The organism is Streptomyces sp. NPDC043854, assembly GCF_056436005.1.
In genome coordinates this window covers 35,895-54,738 of the sequence record NZ_JBWKDK010000009.1, presented here as the reverse complement: position 1 = coordinate 54,738, position 18,844 = coordinate 35,895, and the positions used below count along the sequence as shown (strand labels likewise).

General features: G+C 72.6%; 20 protein-coding genes and 1 pseudogene. 4 read left to right on the top strand and 17 right to left on the bottom strand.

The window, feature by feature from the left end; all coding sequences use genetic code 11:
* Window positions 1-116 precede the first annotated feature (116 nt).
* Window positions 117-647: pseudogene (locus tag AC068A_RS11275) on the bottom strand (transposase family protein).
* Between the two features lie 248 nt (window positions 648-895).
* A complete protein-coding gene (locus tag AC068A_RS11270; protein ID WP_478583708.1) occupies window positions 896-1,627 on the bottom strand; it encodes an SDR family NAD(P)-dependent oxidoreductase in 732 nt (243 codons plus the stop codon).
* A 95-nt stretch (window positions 1,628-1,722) separates the two neighbouring features.
* On the opposite strand from AC068A_RS11270, the gene AC068A_RS11265 reads away from it, so the two are divergent.
* Window positions 1,723-2,574, top strand: coding sequence for a LysR family transcriptional regulator (locus AC068A_RS11265; RefSeq protein WP_478583706.1), 852 nt, complete (start codon window positions 1,723-1,725; stop codon window positions 2,572-2,574).
* Window positions 2,575-2,689: 115 nt separating this feature from the next.
* Here AC068A_RS11265 and AC068A_RS11260 read toward each other — a convergent pair whose 3' ends face one another.
* The 3 genes from AC068A_RS11260 to AC068A_RS11250 form a co-directional block, all read right to left on the bottom strand.
* A complete protein-coding gene (locus tag AC068A_RS11260) occupies window positions 2,690-3,481 on the bottom strand; it encodes a putative protein N(5)-glutamine methyltransferase (protein ID WP_478583929.1) in 792 nt (263 codons plus the stop codon).
* A gap of 95 nt (window positions 3,482-3,576) precedes the next feature.
* Entirely contained in the window at window positions 3,577-4,821 is a 1,245-nt protein-coding gene (locus AC068A_RS11255) for a GNAT family N-acetyltransferase (protein ID WP_478583704.1), read from the bottom strand.
* Window positions 4,822-4,967: 146 nt separating this feature from the next.
* Window positions 4,968-5,609, bottom strand: coding sequence for an RsiG family protein (locus tag AC068A_RS11250; RefSeq protein ID WP_478583703.1), 642 nt, complete (start codon window positions 5,607-5,609; stop codon window positions 4,968-4,970).
* A gap of 162 nt (window positions 5,610-5,771) precedes the next feature.
* Here AC068A_RS11250 and dtd point away from each other — a divergent pair, with 162 nt between their 5' ends.
* A complete protein-coding gene (gene dtd / locus AC068A_RS11245) occupies window positions 5,772-6,197 on the top strand; it encodes a D-aminoacyl-tRNA deacylase (RefSeq protein WP_179173437.1) in 426 nt (141 codons plus the stop codon).
* Window positions 6,198-6,221: 24 nt separating this feature from the next.
* On the opposite strand, the gene ygfZ is transcribed toward dtd, so the two are convergent.
* The 12 genes from ygfZ to AC068A_RS11185 all read right to left on the bottom strand — a co-directional run bounded on the left by ygfZ (window position 6,222) and on the right by AC068A_RS11185 (window position 16,383).
* Window positions 6,222-7,187, bottom strand: coding sequence for a CAF17-like 4Fe-4S cluster assembly/insertion protein YgfZ (gene ygfZ / locus AC068A_RS11240; protein WP_478583701.1), 966 nt, complete (start codon window positions 7,185-7,187; stop codon window positions 6,222-6,224).
* 21 nt (window positions 7,188-7,208) lie between these two features.
* The gene (locus tag AC068A_RS11235) at window positions 7,209-7,673 is read right to left on the bottom strand and encodes a Fur family transcriptional regulator (RefSeq protein ID WP_385681609.1); all 465 of its coding nucleotides are present in this window, start codon (window positions 7,671-7,673) and stop codon (window positions 7,209-7,211) included.
* Window positions 7,674-7,824: 151 nt separating this feature from the next.
* Complete coding sequence (locus AC068A_RS11230; RefSeq protein WP_478583699.1) at window positions 7,825-8,397, bottom strand: heme-binding beta-barrel domain-containing protein; 573 nt, start codon at window positions 8,395-8,397, stop codon at window positions 7,825-7,827.
* Between the two features lie 304 nt (window positions 8,398-8,701).
* Window positions 8,702-9,631 carry a hypothetical protein gene (locus AC068A_RS11225; RefSeq protein ID WP_478583697.1) on the bottom strand — a complete coding sequence of 310 codons (930 nt, stop codon included), beginning with the start codon at window positions 9,629-9,631 and terminating at the stop codon, window positions 8,702-8,704.
* On the bottom strand, window positions 9,628-10,458 hold the full coding sequence (locus AC068A_RS11220; protein ID WP_478583695.1) for a hypothetical protein: 831 nt from the start codon (window positions 10,456-10,458) through the stop codon (window positions 9,628-9,630). The genes AC068A_RS11225 and AC068A_RS11220 overlap by 4 nt, the downstream gene beginning before the upstream one ends.
* Window positions 10,455-11,309 (bottom strand): hypothetical protein, encoded by an 855-nt coding sequence (locus AC068A_RS11215; protein ID WP_478583693.1) that lies wholly within the window; start codon window positions 11,307-11,309, stop codon window positions 10,455-10,457. Before AC068A_RS11215 ends, AC068A_RS11220 begins: the two co-directional genes overlap by 4 nt.
* A 111-nt stretch (window positions 11,310-11,420) precedes the next feature.
* Complete coding sequence (locus tag AC068A_RS11210; protein WP_478583691.1) at window positions 11,421-11,684, bottom strand: DUF3099 domain-containing protein; 264 nt, start codon at window positions 11,682-11,684, stop codon at window positions 11,421-11,423.
* Between the two features lie 188 nt (window positions 11,685-11,872).
* Entirely contained in the window at window positions 11,873-12,163 is a 291-nt protein-coding gene (locus AC068A_RS11205; protein ID WP_478583690.1) for a DUF1416 domain-containing protein, read from the bottom strand.
* 54 nt (window positions 12,164-12,217) lie between these two features.
* Window positions 12,218-13,063 (bottom strand): sulfurtransferase, encoded by an 846-nt coding sequence (locus AC068A_RS11200; protein ID WP_478583688.1) that lies wholly within the window; start codon window positions 13,061-13,063, stop codon window positions 12,218-12,220.
* Window positions 13,064-13,481: 418 nt separating this feature from the next.
* Complete coding sequence (locus AC068A_RS11195; RefSeq protein ID WP_478583687.1) at window positions 13,482-14,210, bottom strand: LmeA family phospholipid-binding protein; 729 nt, start codon at window positions 14,208-14,210, stop codon at window positions 13,482-13,484.
* A 119-nt stretch (window positions 14,211-14,329) separates the two neighbouring features.
* Window positions 14,330-16,117, bottom strand: a complete 1,788-nt coding sequence (locus AC068A_RS11190) for a hypothetical protein (protein WP_478583685.1) — start codon at window positions 16,115-16,117, stop codon at window positions 14,330-14,332.
* Window positions 16,118-16,128: 11 nt separating this feature from the next.
* Window positions 16,129-16,383 carry a MoaD/ThiS family protein gene (locus AC068A_RS11185; RefSeq protein ID WP_179173447.1) on the bottom strand — a complete coding sequence of 85 codons (255 nt, stop codon included), beginning with the start codon at window positions 16,381-16,383 and terminating at the stop codon, window positions 16,129-16,131.
* Window positions 16,384-16,889: 506 nt separating this feature from the next.
* On the opposite strand from AC068A_RS11185, the gene AC068A_RS11180 reads away from it, so the two are divergent.
* Window positions 16,890-17,624, top strand: a complete 735-nt coding sequence (locus tag AC068A_RS11180; RefSeq protein WP_478583683.1) for a response regulator transcription factor — start codon at window positions 16,890-16,892, stop codon at window positions 17,622-17,624.
* 93 nt (window positions 17,625-17,717) lie between these two features.
* Window positions 17,718-18,740: a LacI family DNA-binding transcriptional regulator gene (locus AC068A_RS11175; protein WP_478583681.1), complete on the top strand. Its 1,023-nt coding sequence runs from the start codon at window positions 17,718-17,720 to the stop codon at window positions 18,738-18,740.
* The last annotated feature ends 104 nt before the right edge of the window (window positions 18,741-18,844 follow it).

Here is an 18,844-nt window from a genome sequence, read left to right as displayed (position 1 = left end):
TCCCCGCCTCACCCCCGGGCGGAGGGCGGACCGGCCTCTTCCCCCGCCCGGGGGAGGAGGGCCGCCCCCTCCGGGGGAGGACACCTCCCCTGCCGCTGGATGAATGATGCGAAGGGTTAGTGGTCATAGGCGGTCAGCGAGCGCATGACGGGCTGGCCGGTGTGGCCGTTGTGCCAGATCGCGCTGGTCAGGGCGAGGATGCGTGGTACGACGCGGGCCATCACTCCGCCTAGGGTCCGGCCCTGGTGGCGTTCGAGGTCGAGTTGGGCCTTGAAGGTCTGGTTGACGGACTCGATGACCTGTCGTAGCGGCTTGAGCAGGGCGGATCCGGCCCGTGGGGGGGTTCGCCGTTGCGGGCCCGGCCGCAGCAGGCGGACTCCCCAGTCGGTGAGCTCGTGTTCGAGGGTGCGGCCGTAGCAGTGCCGGTCGGCGATGAGGGTCTGTCCCGGGCGTGGCGGATCCAGCGGCGTTCGGAGGTGAAGCCGAGCAGGGCCTGCATCACCGCGAGGGTGACCAGCTCGGCATCCGTGAGCCGGGGCGGGATCCCGACGACGGGGGCGCCACGGCGCCAGGTACGGCGATTCCTTCAGCAGATCGTCGGTTTTCACGTAGAGCGCGGTCGCGAGGGAGTCCAGGTCTGGCGTCACAACCGACCTTTGGACTCCCTCGCTTCATGTCATGCGCGCCAGCGAGCCCTTCTGTGACTTGCCAAGATAGGCGTCACCAATGCTGCGGGCCGACCTGGGCTTCGGTGGCGCAGCGGTCGCGCCGCTTGTCACCAGATGGTCGACCTCGTTGCCACCTGCTCCGAGTTTTCGGGGACGGCCACCACGGATCTGTTCGAGATGCATGGGCGCAGCGGCATCAGCGTGGCGGGTGATGGCCGCCGTGCACATCACCAGGGCACTGCGCCGGCGTCGTCGAAGAACTGTCCGGTGGGGCCGTCGTCGGGCAGGGTCGCGAGTTTGATGGCGATCGCCGCGCCCTGTTCGGGGGTGCGCACGCCGCGGAAGCCGTTGAGGTCGGTGGCGACGTAGCCGGGGCAGCCGGTGTTGATCAGGATGTTCGTGCCGCTCAGCTCCCGGGCGTATTGGAGGGTGACGGCGTTCAGGAACGTCTTCGACGGCGCGTACGCCGCGGACACCGGACCTGCCGTCTGCTCGGCGGCGGGTCCTGACTGCCGGGTGAGGGAGCCGACGCTGCTGGACATGTTCACGATCCGTGGTGCGGCGGAGCGGCGCAGCAGCGGCAGCATTGCGTTGGTGACGCGGATGACGCCGATCACGTTGGTGTCCACGACCGCGTGGATGGTGGCGGGGTCGATCCGGGTGGGCTCCTGTGGCATGTCGCCCGCGATGGCGGCGTTGTTGACGAGCACGTCGAGGCGTCCGGCCTGTTCGTCGATCAGCCGTGCGGCGGCGGTCGCGCTCGCGTCGTCGGTCACGTCCAGCGGTACGGCGAACGCGTCGATGCCGGCGGCGCGCAGTTTCTCCACCGCGTCGCTTCGGCGCTGGTCGTCGCGGGCGCCGACGCCGACGCTCCAGCCGAGGGTGCCCAGGCCTGCGGCGATCTCGTAGCCGATTCCCTTGTTCGCGCCGGTGACCAGCGCGATCGTCCGTTCAGTCATAGGGACGATGCTGCCTTCGGGCCTCGGCGGGGGTCCAAGACCGATCGGGTGAGCAACGATACCGTCGGGGTATTGATCCGGGATAGCGTGGCCGGATGGAGACCCGGGAACTGCGGTATTTCGTCGCTGTCGCTGAAGAGCTGCACTTCGGGCGTGCCGCGCAGCGGCTCGGGATCGCGCAGCCACCGTTGTCACGGGCGATCCAGCGGCTCGAACGCCGGCTCGGGGCAGTGCTGTTGGATCGGACCAGTCGCACCGTCACGCTGACCGAGGCCGGCTCGGTGCTGTTGGTCGAGGGCCGGGCGGCTCTCGACGCGGTCGAGGCCGCCGAGCGTCGGACCCGCCGCGCCGCCCTTTCCGTGACCGGCCGCCCCGGCCTGGTCCTGGTCACGAAGGCCAGCGCGTCCAGGGAACTGCTGGCGAGACTGCTCGACGCGTACGCCGCCGAACCCGGCGCGGTCCCCGTCGACGTCATCCTGTGCGGTCCGGCCGAGCAGGAACGACTCCTGCGCGAGGGCCGGGCCGACGTGGCGCTGCTGCACCGGCCGTTCGACTCGACGGCCGGATTCCACACCGAAGAGCTCAGCACGGAGAGTCAGGTTGTGGTCCTGCCGGCCGGGCATCCGCTCACCGCCCGGACCCATGTGCACATGGCCGACATCACCGGGCTGCCGGGCCTGCCCCTCCCACGCTGGCCCGACCCCGACGGCACCTACCCGCCCGGCCCCGGCCCGCAGGTCCGCGACCACGCGCAGTTGCTGCAGCTCGTCGCGCTCGGCCGTGCCTGTGCGGTGTCACCGGAGTCGTGCCGAGCCCACCTGCACGGTGACCTCGCCGCCGTGCCCGTGCTGGACGCACCGAAAGTCACCACCGTGATCGCCTGGCCACCGCACAGCCGGTCCAGAGCCGTCGCCGACCTCATCCGGACTGCGACACGTCTCCAGTAGCTCCCACCCGCCCGGCCAGGCTCCACCCATCGCGGCCCGGCTCAGGCGGCAGATCGCGGTGGGTGCACGCGGCCGGGGTCAGTCTGCGCGACCAGGTGACATCCATCTCGACCACTCACACCTTCGCATCAGTCATCCAGGCGGGGCGCGTGCCGATCACCACCGTCGCCCAGAACTCCTCCGACACGGCCGTCCGGACCGCGAGGCCGCCGGCCTCCAGCGCCTGTGCCGTCCGCGGGGCCTGGCGCTCGCTCGTCTCGATCAGCAGCCGCCCGCCCGGCGCCAGCCACGGCAGCGCGCCCGCCGCGACCCGGCGGTGGACGTCCAGCCCGTCGGGGCCGCCGTCCAGGGAGACCGCCGGCTCGTGCTCCCGGGCCTCGGCCGGCAGCAGCGGGATCTCCCCGGTCGGCACGTACGGGGCGTTGACCACCAGCACGTCCACCCGGCCGCGCAGCCCGGCCGGGAGCGCGCCGTACAGGTCGCCCTCGTACACCCGGCCGCCGTACGGGGCCACGTTGAGCCGCGCGTACGCCAGCGCCGCCGGGTCGATGTCCGCCGCGTGCAGCTCCGCCCCGCCGCCCAGCCGGGCCGCGACCGCCGCGCCGAGCGCGCCCACACCGCAGCACAGGTCGAGCACGACCGGGTCCGGCCGGTCCGGCACCCCCGCCACCGCCTCGGACACCAGGAACTCGGTACGCCGGCGCGGTACGAAGGCCCCCGCGCCCACCCGCAGGCGCAGCCCGCAGAACTCCGCCCAGCCGACGACGTGTTCCAGCGGTTCGCCGCCGGCCCGGCGGGCCACCAGGGCGGCCAGGTGCGCGGCGTCGTCGGCGGCCGCCGCGAGCAGCTCCGCCTCCTCCTCCGCGAAGACACAGCCGGCCGCGCGCAGGGCCTCCACCACGTCCACGGCGTCCCTGGCGTCCACGGCGTTCACATCCACATCCACATCCACGCTCACGTCCACACCCACATCCACATCCACGGTCTCGTGCAGGTCCCCGCTCAGAACACGTCCGGGCACCAGGGGCGCCGCGCCGTCCGGAACACCGCGTCGGCCAGCGCCAGCGCGCCCGGCCGCACCTCGGCCACCCGTCCGAGCGCGCCGAGCCGTACCGCGGACTCGTCGCCGAGGTACAGGGAGCCCAGCGCGGCCGCGTCCAGGCGCAGGTCCGCGGGCTCGTCGGTGACCGTGCACTCCCCCGCACCGGCGTCGAGCCGGTAGCGCCCTGCAGCCGGGCCGCCCGGGTCGGCGACCTCCAGGACGAGGACCCCGGGCACCGCGTACGTGCGCGCGCTCAGGGCCCGTACGACGTCCAGCAGCCGCACCCACAAGAAGTCCGCGCTGGTCACCAGCCGGGCCGCGCGCGGGTCGGGCAGCAGGTGGGGGACCAGGTCGTCGGGGGCGCGGTAGCCGGTGCGCACCTTCAGCACCCAGTCGATGGAGCACAGGAAGTGCCACAGGGCCCGCTCGGCGGCGGGGGTCGCGGCCAGCAGCTCCGTGACCTGGAGGGTGTTCTGCGGGGTCTTCGCGTCCGTCCAGTGGTCGTCGGCGGTGTACGCGACGAGGCCGGCCACCTCGCCCTCCGCCGTCCGGTACACCGCGTGGAACCTCTCCTTGTACGGCCGGAACGACATCGCCTCCTCGCCGGTGGCCAGGCTCCACCAGCGCGCGTCGCGGTCCACCGCGCCGTGCCGGGACGCCCGTATCCGGTCGTGCAGGGCCGGGCCCACCCGGCGCACCTCGGCGACGTCCACGATGTCGATCCGGCCGCCGTCCTCGGGCCGCGACCAGCGCGGGTCCAGCCCGGTGCGCTTGACGTCGATCTCCCACTCCGCGATCGACACGGCGGGCCCGTACCCGTACCGGCCGTAGATCGGGTACTCGGCGGCGATCAGCGTGGACAGCACGTCGCCGCGCTCGACGGCGGCGGCCAGTTCCCCGGCCATCATGCGGCTCAGCAGGCCCTGACGGCGGTGCGTGGGCATGACCGCAACGTTGCTGATCGCAGTGGACGCGACCACCGCCCCACCGGGCACCGTGAGCTCCTGCCGGAAGGAGCGCAGGGTGCCCACGCAGGCGCCGGTGGCGGTGTCGAAGGAGCCCCACACACGCGTGGGATCGCTGTACTTGACGCGCTGGGCAACGTCGGAATCCGTCACCCGGGTCGCGGTCAGGAAGCCGGTGGTCACGGCCCGCATCCAGGCGGGGAATTCGGATTCGACGATCAGCCGCACGTCAGCACTCATAACTCGCCACGCTAATGCGCGCGTCCGCGCCGCGTCGCGGCAATTTCCGCCGCCGCGCCCGCCCTACGACACGCCCTACGACACGCCCTACGGCCCGCGCGCCACGGCCCGCGTGCCCAGGCCGGCCCGCCCCGGCCCGAGCCCGCTCACGCCAGCAGGTCGTCCACCTGCGCCTCGCCCTCCCGGTAGCGCCGTGCGATCTCCGCACTGCAGTCGTCCACCGTGTGCTGCAACTGCTGCCGGCGGCGCGAGACCTGCTGCTCGTAGCGCACCAACCGGCCCATCGCGTCGTGCAGTTCGCCGTCCGTCCGGGCCTGGAGGTCCGAGAGCTCCACGTCGGCCAGCATCTCCGCGGCCAGCAGCCGGTACTCCTCGCCGTGCGGGGTCCTGAGCGTGACGTGCCGGGCGGAGGCGCTGCGGCTGGAAGGGGCGTCGGCGAGGATCTCCGAGAGCCGGTGCACCACCGGCGGCTCGGGCGCGACGGGCGCCTCCGGATCGCTGCGCCGGGCCAGTTCGGCCCGCAGGATGTCGATCCGGCCCTGCAGGAGTCTGCGGATGTAGCTGAGGTCGGCCTCGTCGCGCCGGGCCTCGCGCCGCAGGGTGCGCAGCTCCGGCAGTCCGAGCGCGGTGGCGGGCGTGGTCGGCGCCTGCTCCTCCGCGGTGCGCTGCGCGGGCGGTCGGACCGCGCCGGCCGCCGAAGCGGCCGCGACTGACGGGACTGAAGCGGCAGGAGCGGGCGAAGCGGCTGATGTGGCCGACGCAGATACGGAGGTACCAGAAGTATTCATGTCAACGTGTCCGTCCCCTCGACCGGTGCATGGGGTCTCGCCCGGCCCGTGGGGCCGGGGGGAAGCACCGTCTGCGTGCATCGTGCCACTGTCCGTGGTGCCGGCGCAGTCCCGGTCCACCCGATCGGCCCCGGACGGGTGCACGCCTGGTACACAGGTGGTATGCGAGCAGTGGTGCAGAGGGTGGACGGCGCGAGCGTCGTCGTGGCCGGCGAGACCGTGGGCGAGATCGTCGGCGAGGGGCTGTGCGTCCTGGTGGGGGTGACCCACGACGACACCCCGGAGAAGGCGGCGCAGCTGGCGCGCAAGCTGTGGTCCGTACGGATCCTGGAAGGGGAGAAGTCCTGCAGCGACGTGGCCGCGCCGCTGCTGGTGATCTCGCAGTTCACGCTGTACGGGGACGCCCGCAAGGGCCGCCGCCCCACCTGGAACGCGGCGGCGCCGGGCGAGGTCGCCGAGCCGCTGGTGGACGAGGTCGTCGCGCAGCTGCGTGCGCTGGGGGCCACGGTGGAGACGGGCCGGTTCGGGGCGGACATGCGGGTCTCGCTCACCAACCACGGCCCGTTCACGATCGTCATCGACGTCTGAACCCGGCGCGTCCGAGGCGTCCGGTCAGGGCGCTACGACGACCTCCTGCGAGGCGGCCGTCTTCCCGGCCAGCAGCGGCGCATCGACCGGCACGTTCCGCTTGACCAGCGCGAGGGCGATCGGGCCCAGCTCGTGGTGGCGGACCGCGGTGGTCACGAACCCGAGCTGGCGGCCCTCCTCCCCGTCAGCGGCGAGCCGGACGGGCGCGCCGTGCGGCGGGAGGTGCACCTCGGAGCCGTCCAGGTGCAGGAAGACCAGGCGGCGCGGCGGCTTCCCCAGGTTGTGGACGCGGGCCACCGTCTCCTGCCCGCGGTAACAGCCCTTCTGGAGGTGCACGGCGGTGCCGATCAGGCCGATCTCGTGCGGGATGGTGCGGTGGTCGGTCTCCAGGCCGAGCCGCGGCCGGTGCGCCTCCACGCGCAGGGCCTCGTACGCGAGGAGCCCGGCGGCCGGGCCGTGCGCGGCGGCGAAGGCCTCCAGCTCCCCGCGGGGCAGGAAGACGTCGCGGCCGTGCGGGGTCTCCCGGACCACGCACTCCTTCGGGATCTCGGCGATGGAGCCGGCCGGCAGGTGGACGACGGCGAACTCGGCCGTCCGGTCGGCGACTTCGACGCGGTAGAAGAACTTCATCGACTCCAGGTAGGCGATCAGCGCCTCCTGGGTGCCGGGCTCGACGTGCACCCACACGGTCTCGCCGTCGTCGACGAGGTACAGCTGGTGCTCGATGTGGCCGTTCGCGGAGAGGATCAGCGCCTCGGTGGCCTGTCCGGGCGGGAGTTCGGTCACGTGTTGGGTGATCAGCAGGTGCAGCCAGCTCAGCCGCTCCGGTCCGGTGACGGTGACGACCCCGCGGTGCGAGAGGTCGACGAAGCCGCGGCCGTCGGCGAGGGCGCGCTGTTCGCCGTAGAGCTCTCCGTAGTGGGCGGCGACGCCCTCGTCGCGGCCTTCGGCCTGGACGGCGCCGGGGAGGTTCAGCAAGGGGCTGGTCATGGGACCAAGACTACGACCCTGCTATGCGGGTTCGGCACGGTGTTTGGCAGCGCAGCCGCGGCACAGACCGAAGATCGCGAAGTGCTTCATGTCGGTCTCGAAGCCGAAGGTGGCGCGCAGCTTCTCGGTGAACTCGGCGGCGACGCCGAGGTCCGCCTCGATCACGTCCCCGCAGTCGCGGCACACCAGGTGGATGTGGTGGTGCCGGTCGGCGAGGTGGTAGGTGGGGGCCCCGTGCCCGAGGTGGGCGTGGGAGACCAGCTTCAGCTCCTCCAGGAGCTCCAGCGTGCGGTAGACGGTGGAGATGTTGACCCCGGATGCCGTCTTGCGCACGTGGGCGAGGATCTCGTCCGGTGTCGCGTGCTCCAGGGTGTCGACCGCTTCGAGCACGAGCTGTCGCTGCGGGGTCAGCCGGTATCCGCGCTGCCGCAGGTCGCTCTTCCAGTCGGTGCCCGAGGCACGGTCGGGGCTTTCGGCGCTCACCACCCGGCCAGTGTAAGCGCGGGAAGGGGACCGCGGGCGGGCCTGCGGTCCCCTTGTCCGATGTGCGCGGTCAGCCGGTCCGGCCGGTCTCGGCCGGTCGCGCCGGTCCGGTCGTCTCAGCCGGTCCCGCCCATCTCGGCCGGTCTCGGCCGGCTCAGCGGAAGAACGCGATGCCGTCGTCCGGCATGTCCGGGAGGTTGCGGGCCATCTCGGCGACCTCCTCGGGCGTGACGACCTTCTTGAGCTGGGCCGACATGTACGGGCGCAGCTCGACGTCCGGGGTGGCCTTCTCGCCGACCCACATCAGATCGCTCCGGACGTAGCCGTAGAGCCGCTTGCCGCCGCTGTACGGGCCGGCGGCGGCGGTGCGGGCGACCGCGTCCGTGGCAAGGTCGATCTGGGGCTTCTTGTCGGCGAGCTCGCCGTACCAGACCTCGATGACGCCCTGGTCGCGGACCATGACGACCTCGACCTTGCGGTCCTTGTCGATGCGCCAGTAGCCGGACTCGGACTCCAGCGGCCGCACCTTCTTGCCCTCGGTGTCGAGGACCCAGGTGCGGGAGGTGTACTCCAGGAAGTCCCGGCCGTCGTGGGTGAAGACGACTTCCTGGCCGAAGTTGCACTTCTCCTCGCCGGGGAAGTCGAAGACGCCCGCGCCCTCCCAGGTGCCGAGGAGGAAGGCGAGGGGGACGAGGCCGGGGTTCAGGTCGGACGGGATCTGGATCATGGGTGGCTGCTCAGACGATCTCTGGGAGGGGATTCCGGTGGGTCCGGGGGGCGGCCGATCGGAGGATCAGCGCTGGCCCTGGTACAGCTTCTTCACGGCCAGGCCGGTGAAGGCGAGGACGCCGACGCAGACCAGGACCAGCAGGGAGGTGAAGACTGCCTCAAGCACGGGGTGCTCCTCGGAGGTTTCGGGTGGCGGGTACGGGGCCGGTCCCCAAGCCTACTGGCCTGGGGACCGGTGCACTCCGTGAGGTAGGCCGCAGCCGTCACCTCCGGCGCGGCGCGGCGGGCCCCGGCGGCGCCGGTCAGCTCAGCAGCTGGCTCTGCAGGACGACCGTCTGGTGGAAGGAGACGGTGGCCACCCCGCCCTTCCGGGTCTGGATGACCACACCCTGGACGTCACCCGCCTGAAGGCACCCGAGCCTGCTCTCCTCCTCGCCGGTCGTCGGCTTGACCTCTTGGTACAGGCTGATGTCGCTGCTGTTCAGGGTGCCGGGGCCGTGGGGGCCCTGGAGGGCCTGGCCCTCCAGACTGCTCTGCCCGATCTGCGCCTTCCGCCAGGCGAGGTCCATCTCCAGCACCGGGGCACCGGCGAGCCGCGTATTGGTGTCGCAGCCGCGGAAGGCGTCCACGAAGCCCGCGGCGTGGAAGCGCAGCAGGTAGACGTGCGTGCGGGTGCCGTCCGGGGTGGTCCAGCCGCGGCCGACGATCTGACGCAGCCCCTCGTGCTCCAGCTGCTCCTTCAGCTTCGCCCGGCTGTCGGGGGCGTACTCGTCCAGGAAGGTGTCCACGGACACCTGCTGGTCCTTGTCCGCCTTGGGCCCGGCGTCCGGCCGGGCCCCTTCGGGGGCCGGCAGCAGCAGGCCGGCGAGCGGCGCGTAGTGCGTCTCGGCCTTATTGTCCGGGCCCTTGGCCAGCGGGGCGCCGGCCGGCAGGGCCGGCTTGGCCAGGGTCGGGTACGTCCAGCGGCCGTCGCCTTCGGTGGACAGGCCGGGGAGGTCGGTGCGGTCGGCCTGGGTGATCCCGTACGCGGCCCCTGTACCGAAGGCCGCGAAGACGGCGAGTGCGGCCGTCCAGCGCAGGGCGGCGGACAGTGCGCGCCGATCCTTCGGCGCGGGTGTGGCAGGCGCGGGTGTGGGTGTGGGCGACGCCATGGTGGCCTCAGGGACCGCCGTCGAGCCGTCGGCGGTGTCGGCGACGGCCTCGGCGGTGTCGGCGGTGTTCTGCTCGGTCACACGGACTCCCCAGGGGACGTCAGATGGGTCAGCTGCTGCCGGAAGAGGCCAACGGCGTCGTCGGCGGAGAACGGCTTGGGGCCGTATGTCCGGAAGCTCACCAGCACGTCGCCCCGGACGGCCACGCAATCGATCGTGTCGATCTTGTCCTTCTCCTCCCTCTTCTCCTTGCCGAAGGACTGGAGCGCGCACCTGGCGTCGGGGAAGCCCTCCACCTTCGGCGCCTCGCGGCCGTCGCCCATGAAACCGATGATCTTCTTGCTGAACTCGGAGAACCGGGCCAGGGCCTGGGAGTCGGCCTGCATGAGGTGGATCTCCGCCACCTGCTGGTCGCGGAAGCGGCGGTAGCTGCGCCCGGCCATACCCTTCAGCTTCAGGTCCGCAAGCGCCTTGTCTCGTTCCGCCCGCTGGTCGCCGGAGAGCCCGGTGCGCGCGTCCTTGAAGGCCTGCAGCGCCCGCTCCCCCGGGATGTAGAAGTCGTTGCCTTCGGCGTCGATATCGGGGCCGGGCTTGTAGTCGGCAGGGAGCGGCAACAGCTTGCCCGTCAGCTCGTTCGGCGGGACGGTCGCCGTCGAGTCCGGCGAGCCGGAGGGCTTCGGCTTGGCCCCGACCGCGACCCAGTACCGCGTCGGCGAGGTGCGGTCGGCGTCGGCCATCCTCCCGGCCGCCCACAGGACTCCGGCGGCGAGCACCGCGAGGCCCGCCCCGCCCGCGATCAGCGCCTTGGCCCTGCGCTTCGGCGTGCGCGCGGGCGTTGCGACGGACTGCGGGGACGCGGCCGCCGTATCCTGGTGCCGGTCCTGGTTCTGGTCCTGCAGATCGGTCACAGCCGCTCCCACTGCCGCCTGGCCAGCTCGACGACGGCGTTCTCGTCGATGACACCGCGGGTGTTCGTGTAGTCGAGTTCCATGACGATGTCGCCTCGCCGGGCGAGGACCCGGGCCGACTTGGTCGGGTGGTAGCCCGGTTCCTGCTTGGCCTCCGAGTCCACCCACAGGTGGCCGTAGTCGGCGGGCACGCCGACCAGGTCCTTGCCCGGGTTGCCCGCGTACCGCTTCTCCGACAGGTAGTCGTGGGCATGCTGGTACCAGTCGGCACCGGCTCGGTCCCGGTACTGCAGCAGCCGGACCGTGACGTGGTTCCGGTCTTCCTGCGACCAGCGGATCATGGCGATCCGCCGCAGGTCGTACCGGATCTGGTGTTCGAGGCCGCCGTTGGGCCTCGTGTAGTAGTCCGCCGCGAACTCGTCCGCGGACTCGGCTCCGGAGTCCAGGACCTGTACGCCGCCCGGGGCCTCCAGCAGCAGCTTGGTGAGGTCGTCGTCCGTCTTGTGCCAGCGATGGGCGTTCAGGGCGCGGGCGCTCGTCGACTCGTTCGGAGCCTGCGGCTTCGGCTGGTCGATCTTCTGCTGGGCCAGCGGCGGCAGCGGTGTCGGCGGGCGGCCGTACTGGACGGCGTAGCCGGTCACGGTGCCCGCGAGGATGCCGAAGGCGGCCGCACCCGCGATCAGCAGGGCCGTACGACGGCCGCGGTGCCCGGCACCTGGGGCGGCAGCGGCGCCAGGCGCGGCCGCGGCGGGTCCGGGTCCGGCAGCGGTGCCGGGTCGTGCCGGTGCGTCCGACTGCGGGCCCGCCTCCCCCGTTTTCCGCAGCTCGGAAGCGGTCTGTTCATGTTCCAAGAAAGTGTCCCCCACAGGACTGTCCACGCGGGCGATCACCCGCGCAGTCTTGACATGTACCGGAGGGGAACGGTTGTACGGGAACGCATTACGTTTCAGGCGGCTGGAAAATCATTCGTCGTGGCGCCGCTTTCCGTCCAGTTCGTCCCACCACTCGTCGGACTGCGGATCGCCCGATGGGTCGTCCCACCAGCGGTCGTCCGGGCCGCGCCGGTTCGCGATCATCGCGGCGACGGGCGGGATGACCATGGCGACGACGCACATGGCCACGGCCGCCTCGACCGAGAGCAGGCGCACGAAGGACCAGGCGGAGACGAAGAGGAAGAGGCATCCGCCCATGAGAAGGAAGTAGATGCGGCGCCGCCGGGCGTACATGCCTCCAGCGTAGGTCCGAAGGCGGACGCCGTGGAGGCGCACGGCCGCGGACACCGCGGAGGCGTACGCCCGCGGCCACCGCGATGGCGTACGGCAGCGGACGGCGCGAAGGGCCGCACCCCGCTCCAGTGGCGTCCAACCCCCTGGGGTGCGGCCCTTCGGCCGGTTCATGGGCTACCGGTGGCCGGTCAGACCGCGATCGCCACGTCCGTCACGCCGCCGGCCTCGGAAACGACCACGGCGCGGTCCGCCTGGCCGCCCGGGACGAGCGCCCGCAGCGTCCAGGTGCCGGTCGCCGCGTAGAAGCGGAACTGGCCGGTCGCCGAGGTCGGGACCTCCGCGGTGAACTCGCCGGTCGAGTCGAGCAGCCGCACGTAGCCGCTGACGGGCTCGCCGTCCTTGGTCACCTGTCCCTGGATGGCCGTCTCTCCGGGCTTGAGCGTGGAGAGGTCCGGTCCGCCGGTCTTTGCTCCGCACATGTTTCTCTGTCCTGTCCTCGAGAAGTCGTTCTGCTGGGCGTCGCGTGCCCGGGATTACTTGTTGGCGCCCAGCTCGATCGGCACGCCGACCAGGGAGCCGTACTCGGTCCACGAACCGTCGTAGTTCCTGACGTTCTCCTGGCCCAGGAGCTCGTGCAGCACGAACCACGTCAGCGCGGAGCGCTCGCCGATGCGGCAGTAGGCGATGGTGTCCTTCGCCAGGTCGACCTGCTCGGTCTCGTAGAGGGCCTTGAGCTCCTCGTCGGACTTGAAGGTGCCGTCGTCGTTGGCGTTCTTCGACCACGGGATGTTGCGGGCGGTCGGCACGTGGCCGGGGCGCTGCGACTGCTCCTGCGGCAGGTGCGCCGGGGCGAGGAGCTTGCCGGAGAACTCGTCGGGCGAGCGGACGTCGACCAGGTTCAGGGAGCCGATGGCGGCCACGACGTCGTCGCGGAAGGCGCGGATCGAGGTGTCCTGCGCCTTGGCCTTGTACTCGGTGGCGGGGCGGTTCGGGACCTCGGAGCCGTCGACCAGGTCGCGGGAGTCCAGCTCCCACTTCTTGCGGCCGCCGTCGAGGAGGCGGACGTCCTGGTGGCCGTACAGCTTGAAGTACCAGTAGGCGTAGGACGCGAACCAGTTGTTGTTGCCGCCGTAGAGGACGACGGTGTCGCCGTTGGAGATGCCCTTGGCGGACAGGAGCTTCTCGAAGCCCTCCTGGTCGACGAAGTCACGGCGGACCGGGTCCTGGAGGTCCTTCTTCCAGTCGATCCGGACGGCGCCGGCGATGTGGTTCTTGTCGTAGGCGGACGTGTCCTCGTCCACCTCGACGATGACGACGTTGGCGTCGTTCAAGTGGGCCTCGACCCAGTCGGCGTCAACGAGGACGTCGCTGCGGCTCATGGTGTTCTCCTCCGGGGCAGTGTGCGGCGGGGCAGTGCGGGTGCTGCAGAGGGCGGCGCGGAGCGCTCCCGTGGGCACTGGGCGGAGAGGCGTCAGTGGACAGGGAGGAAACGGCTGCGCGCGGTCACGCGGGAAGGACGGTCGTCCGAACTGGTGGAGCGGATGCGCTCTCAGGTCACATGGATCGACAGAGCATGGCGGCGACGCGACACAGGTCTACTGCCCGTCGCTTCGTGAGGTCCGCCTGCTGATGCTTCATGCCTGGATCGTAGGGACGAACGGGCCGCCCTGTCACCGGCGTGTCATATATCGAGACAGAAACGTCCGGATGGCGGGATCCGAGATGCCGCCGAGCGCTCCCGGGGCCTCGCCGGGGCCTGCGTGCGGCCCGCCCTTCTGCGGATCGGACCGCCCCGTCTCACGATCCGGCCAGCGACACGTCCACGCCGCTCAGCTTCAGGTGGACGCCGGCCTCGTGCGAGGTCAGCCCGGTCAGCTGGAGCCCGGCCGGCAGCCCGTCGTCGAGGCGCCGCTCGAAGTCGGTCTTCTTGCGGATCGCGCTCTCGATCCCGGGGATGCCCTCGCCGGGCACCTCGTCGGCCCGCACCCGGACCAGTTTGCCGCCGCCCTTGCCGTTCCCGCCGTCCTTGCCGTCGACGAGCGTGACGGTCGACACCACGCTGCGCGTGAAGGTGCGGCCCAGCACCTCCACCGACGCGGTCACCCGCACCTTGTCCGGCGCCCCTCCGTAGGCGAGCTTCACGCCGGTCTGCGAGGCCTCCGTCAGATCCGGGTACGTGATCAGCGCGGAGCCCTCGGCGCGCCGGGCGGTGCCCCCGCTGTAGTCCCCGTTCAGCTGCACGCCGCGGAAGCTCGCCTGGAGCTGCGAGAGCCGGGTCTTGCGGCCGTCCGCGACGGCGTCGACGCCGTCCAGCCGGACGTCGACCCGGTCGAGCTCGTGGCTCAGCGCCTGGGTCAGGAACGGGAAGCCGTGGATCTCCACCTCGGCGGATCCGGCCAGCCCCTGGCGCGCCTGTATGCGCTCGGCGAGCCGGCTCTCGGCATAGCCGACCGCCCAGCGGTCCGCTCCCACGGCCAGGGCGCCCAGCACCACGACGACGATCACGACGACACGCAGGAAGCGCACGCGCCTCTCCCCCCTGTAGACCGGTACGTCCGCCTCTAGTTGACCATGTACAGACGTACGGAGGCCGTCAGCGACGCCGACGGCCTCCCCACGCGTTCCCACGGTTCCCCGCCCGGGCCTCAGCCCACCACCCGTCCCACCAGGTAGACGGCGGGAGCGGCGGCCGCCAGCGGCAGCGCCACGCCGGCCGTCATGTGCACGAACTTCGACGGGTAGTCGTACGCGGCCACGCGCAGCCCGATCAGCGCGCCCACCCCGGCGGCCAGGCCGAGCAGCGCCCCGCCCACCCCGACGGAGGTCATCCCGCCGACCGCGACGCCCGCACCGGCCGCCGCGGCCAGCGAGACGCCGGCGGACGGCAGGGGCGGCAGGGGCAGCGCGCGGACGAACACGGAGACCGCGACGGCCACCGCGCCGACGGTGACGGCGGCGGAGTCGGCGGCCAGGTAGCCGGCGCACACGATGGCGAGGGCGGCGGAGGCCACCGAGGCCATCAGGCCGTACATCCGCTCGTCCGGGTCGGCCTGGCTGCGCAGCTGGAGGACCAGCGTCAGCAGCACCCACACGCCGAGGGTGCCGATGATCGCGCCGGCGCCGTGGGTGTCGTCCACCGCGAGCACCGCGGCGTCCGCGACGAGGGCTCCGGCGAAGGCGAGGGCGATGCCCTGGCGGGCCGGCCACATGCCGTTGAGCCGGAACCAGCCGGCCGCGGTGAGGCCCTGCAGGGCGACCAGCGGCAGGAGCAGCGCGAGGTCCCCGACGACGGCGGCGACGGCGAGCAGCAGCCCGAGCGCGGCGGTCAGCAGGGCCGACTGCGGGCCGGGGTCGATGATCGGCGAGCGGCCCTCGGCGCGGGCCTGGGCCGGGTCGACGGCGCGCATGGTGTTCCCGCCCAGGGTGGGCGGGGAGTACTCGGGCTCCCCGGCCGGGTCGACGGGCCCGCCGGGGGCGGTGGCGACGGCCGCGGCGGCCACCGGGGGCATGCCGGCAGCGGACTCGGGGTCCGGGGCGGCCGCCGGCACCGGCTCGGCGGCGGCCTGCGGCGGCAGGTAGGAGGTGGTCTCCGCCCAGGCCTCGGCGGGAGCGGCCGCGGCAGCGGGGGCCGCAGCGGCAGGGGCCGCGTCCCGGAACCAGCTCTCCGGGACGGCGCTCTCCTGCACCGGCGGAAGGTAGGCGGTCTCGGCGGCGGCAGCGCTCGGCTGCGCTGCCGACACCGGCGGGAGGTAGGCCGTCTCGGCGGCAGCACTCTGCGGCACCGGCGGAAGGTAGGCGGTCTCGGCGGCGGCAGCGCTCGGCTGCACTGCCGACACGGGCGGGAGGTAGGCCGTCTCCGCAGCGGCTGCGCTCTGCTGCGGCACCGGCGGGAGGTAGGCCGTCTCGGCAGCGGCTGCGCTCTGCTGCTGGACCGGCGGGAGGTAAGCGGTCTCGGCGGCCCATTCGTGCACCGGCGCGGCGGCCGCGGCCGGCGCCGGCCCGGGTGCGGGCGCGGCGGGCGCCTCGTCCCGGAACCACCCCTCGGGCGCCACCGGAGCCTGGTACGCCTGCGGCTGCGCCTGGGGCGGCATCTGCGGCTGGTGCTGCGGCTGGTGCTGATGCTGAGGCTGGTGCTGCGGCAGGTAGGCGGGCTGCGCCCAGTCCGCGCCCGGAGCCGACGACGGTGCCGGTGCCGGTGCGGGCACCTGGGCGGGCGCGGCGGGCGCCTCGTCCCGGAACCACCCCTCGGGCGCCACGGGCTGCTGCACCGGCTCGGCGGCGCGCTGTACCGGCTGGTAGCCCGTGTCCCAGGTGTCCGACTGCCAGGTCTGGGTCGTGTACGGGTCCTGCGGCGCGTACCCCTGCTGTCCGGGCTGCTGCTGCCGGGCCTGGTGCTGTTGCTGTTGCTGTTGCTGTTCCTCGGGAGTGCTCATCGGGTTTCCGCTCACCCGCCCGCGAACGGCGGGAGCACCTCGACGGTGCCCCCCTCGGTCAGCAGGACGGCATCGTGCGGGCGCTTGCCCACGGGCTCGTCGTTCACGAGGAAGGAGCAGCGCAGCAGGACCCGGGTCAGCTCCCCGGGGTGGCGTTCCCGCACTGCGTCGAGCGCCTCGGCCAGTGTCCGCGCCGAGTACGGCTCCTCCGCCGTGTGGGCCGCGGCCTTGGCCGCCGCCCAGTAGCGGATGGTTCCGGTTGCCACTGCAGCTCCTATCGTCGGCTCTCTACCGTCGGCCTCCATGATGGCCCCTCCCGGCCGCTGGTCCCGCGTGCCTCCGGGTCCCCCGGGCGCGACCGGGGTTCACCCGAATGGCCTACAGCAGCCTTCCCGAAGCCCGCCGAACCGCCGAAACCGGGGCATACGCTGGTTGCAGGGGTGGCGCGAACCACAGAAAGCGCGGACCCGGAAGCCTCGGCCGGGCGTCGGCAGGTGGGCTATTCTGCTGGCGAAGGATCCGGGCAACGTTGCCCCCGGGTCCTTTTGTGCTTTCAGTACGTTGAACGGAACGAGAACAAGGGCGCCCGGTCGGCCCCCAGGGCGCGGGGACCGGCGGACGCCCGCAGGGACCGGGCACGGCACCGCGCCGTGCCCGGCGCGCACCCCCGTACGAAGCAGTACCGCGAAAGTCCTCGACGGGACCGAGGAGGAACCGACGTGACGGACCAGCGAACCGTGCACCACCGACCGACCCGGGCAGGGGGGCGGGCATGAGCTCCCTCCTGCTGCTGACCAACGCCCTGCAGCCGTCCACCGAGGTGCTGCCGGCCCTCGGCCTGCTGCTGCACAACGTACGGGTGGCGCCCGCCGAGGGCCCGGCCCTCGTGGACACCCCCGGGGCGGACGTCATCCTCGTCGACGGCCGCCGGGACCTGCCGCAGGTGCGGTCGCTGTGCCAGCTGCTGCGGTCCACCGGCCCGGGCTGTCCGCTGATCCTCGTCGTCACCGAGGGCGGCCTGGCGGCCGTGACCGCCGACTGGGGCATCGACGACGTCCTCCTGGACACCGCCGGTCCGGCCGAGGTCGAGGCACGGCTGCGGCTGGCCACCGGCCGCCAGCAGCTGGGCGCCGACGACTCCCCCATGGAGATCCGCAACGGCGACCTGTCGGTCGACGAGGCCACGTACTCGGCGAAGCTGAAGGGCCGGGTCCTGGACCTCACCTTCAAGGAGTTCGAGCTGCTCAAGTACCTCGCCCAGCACCCGGGCCGGGTCTTCACCCGGGCCCAGCTGCTCCAGGAGGTCTGGGGCTACGACTACTTCGGCGGCACCCGGACGGTGGACGTGCACGTACGGCGGCTGCGCGCGAAGCTCGGCCCGGAGCACGAATCGCTCATCGGCACCGTCCGGAACGTGGGCTACCGTTTCGTCACACCGGAGAAGGCCGAACGGGCCGCGGCGGAGGCCGCGGACCGGGCGCCCACACAGGTCGCGGCCGAAGCGTAGGGGGGCCGTCCCCCGTACGGCGGACGCCCGCGTGACCATCCGGTCCGCAGGATGCCCTGCCCAGAGGCCGGTCACCCCGCGTAGACTCCCAGCGTGGCCAAGGTGACGCGGGATGATGTGGCGCGACTTGCGGGTACTTCAACCGCCGTCGTGAGCTACGTCATCAACAACGGACCCCGGCCGGTCGCCCCGGCCACGCGCGAGCGTGTCCTCGCAGCGATCAAGGAGCTGGGCTACCGCCCGGACCGGGTCGCCCAGGCGATGGCGTCCCGGCGCACCGACCTCATAGGCATGATCGTTCCGGATGCGCGGCAGCCGTTCTTCGCGGAGATGGCACACGCGGTCGAACAGGCGGCCGCCGAGCGCGGGAAGATGGTGCTGGTCGGGAACTCCGACTACCGGGACGAGCGCGAGGTCCACTACCTGCGCGCCTTCCTCGGCATGCGGGTGTCCGGCCTGATCCTGGTCAGCCAGGGCATGAGCGAGCGGGCGGCCTCCGAGATCGAGGCCTGGGACGCCCGGGTCGTGCTGCTGCACGAGCGGCCCGAGGCCATCGACGACGTCGCGGTGGTCACCGACGACATCGGCGGCGCCCAGCTCGCCACCCGCCACCTCCTCGAACACGGACACGAGTACGTCGCCTGCATCGGCGGCATCGAGAACACCCCGTCGGTCGGCGACCCCGTCGCCGACCACGTCGAGGGCTGGCGCCGGGCCATGCTGGAGTCCGGGCGGTCGATCGAGGGGCGCCTGATCGAGGCCCCGTACAACCGCTACGACGCCTACCGGGTGGCGCTCGAGGTCCTCTCGGGCCCCGACCGCCCGACGGCCGTCTTCTGCGCCACCGACGACCAGGCCATCGGCGTGCTGCGGGCCGCCCGGGAACTGCGGATCGACGTGCCCGGGGAGCTGGCGGTCGCCGGCTTCGACGACGTGAAGGAAGCGGCGCTCACGGACCCGCCGCTGACCACCGTCGCCTCGGACCGCCCGGCGATGGCGCGGGCCGCCGTGGACCTCGTCCTCGACGACGGGCTGCGGGTGTCGGGCTCGCGGCGGGAGCGGCTCAAGCAGTTCCCGTCGGCGCTGGTGATCCGCCGCTCCTGCGGCTGCCTCTGACCCGCCCCTCCCCTTCGCGGCCGGGCCCTGCTCCTGCGGCCTGCTCCGTCCGCCGGGCGGGGTCCCGGGCGGGATCCGGGGCGGGATCCGGGGCCCCGGAGGCG

Bases quoted from the DNA above. Each gene is read 5' to 3' on its own strand.
- AC068A_RS11270 (WP_478583708.1), bottom strand. From the start codon at position 1,627: ATGACTGAACGGACGATCGCGCTGGTCACCGGCGCGAACAAGGGAATC.
- AC068A_RS11265 (WP_478583706.1), top strand. From the start codon at position 1,723: ATGGAGACCCGGGAACTGCGGTATTTCGTCGCTGTCGCTGAAGAGCTG.
- AC068A_RS11255 (WP_478583704.1), bottom strand. From the start codon at position 4,821: ATGAGTGCTGACGTGCGGCTGATCGTCGAATCCGAATTCCCCGCCTGG.
- AC068A_RS11250 (WP_478583703.1), bottom strand. From the start codon at position 5,609: ATGAATACTTCTGGTACCTCCGTATCTGCGTCGGCCACATCAGCCGCT.
- dtd (WP_179173437.1), top strand. From the start codon at position 5,772: ATGCGAGCAGTGGTGCAGAGGGTGGACGGCGCGAGCGTCGTCGTGGCC.
- ygfZ (WP_478583701.1), bottom strand. From the start codon at position 7,187: ATGACCAGCCCCTTGCTGAACCTCCCCGGCGCCGTCCAGGCCGAAGGC.
- AC068A_RS11230 (WP_478583699.1), bottom strand. From the start codon at position 8,397: ATGATCCAGATCCCGTCCGACCTGAACCCCGGCCTCGTCCCCCTCGCC.
- AC068A_RS11210 (WP_478583691.1), bottom strand. From the start codon at position 11,684: ATGTACGCCCGGCGGCGCCGCATCTACTTCCTTCTCATGGGCGGATGC.
- AC068A_RS11205 (WP_478583690.1), bottom strand. From the start codon at position 12,163: ATGTGCGGAGCAAAGACCGGCGGACCGGACCTCTCCACGCTCAAGCCC.
- AC068A_RS11200 (WP_478583688.1), bottom strand. From the start codon at position 13,063: ATGAGCCGCAGCGACGTCCTCGTTGACGCCGACTGGGTCGAGGCCCAC.
- AC068A_RS11190 (WP_478583685.1), bottom strand. From the start codon at position 16,117: ATGAGCACTCCCGAGGAACAGCAACAGCAACAGCAACAGCACCAGGCC.
- AC068A_RS11180 (WP_478583683.1), top strand. From the start codon at position 16,890: ATGAGCTCCCTCCTGCTGCTGACCAACGCCCTGCAGCCGTCCACCGAG.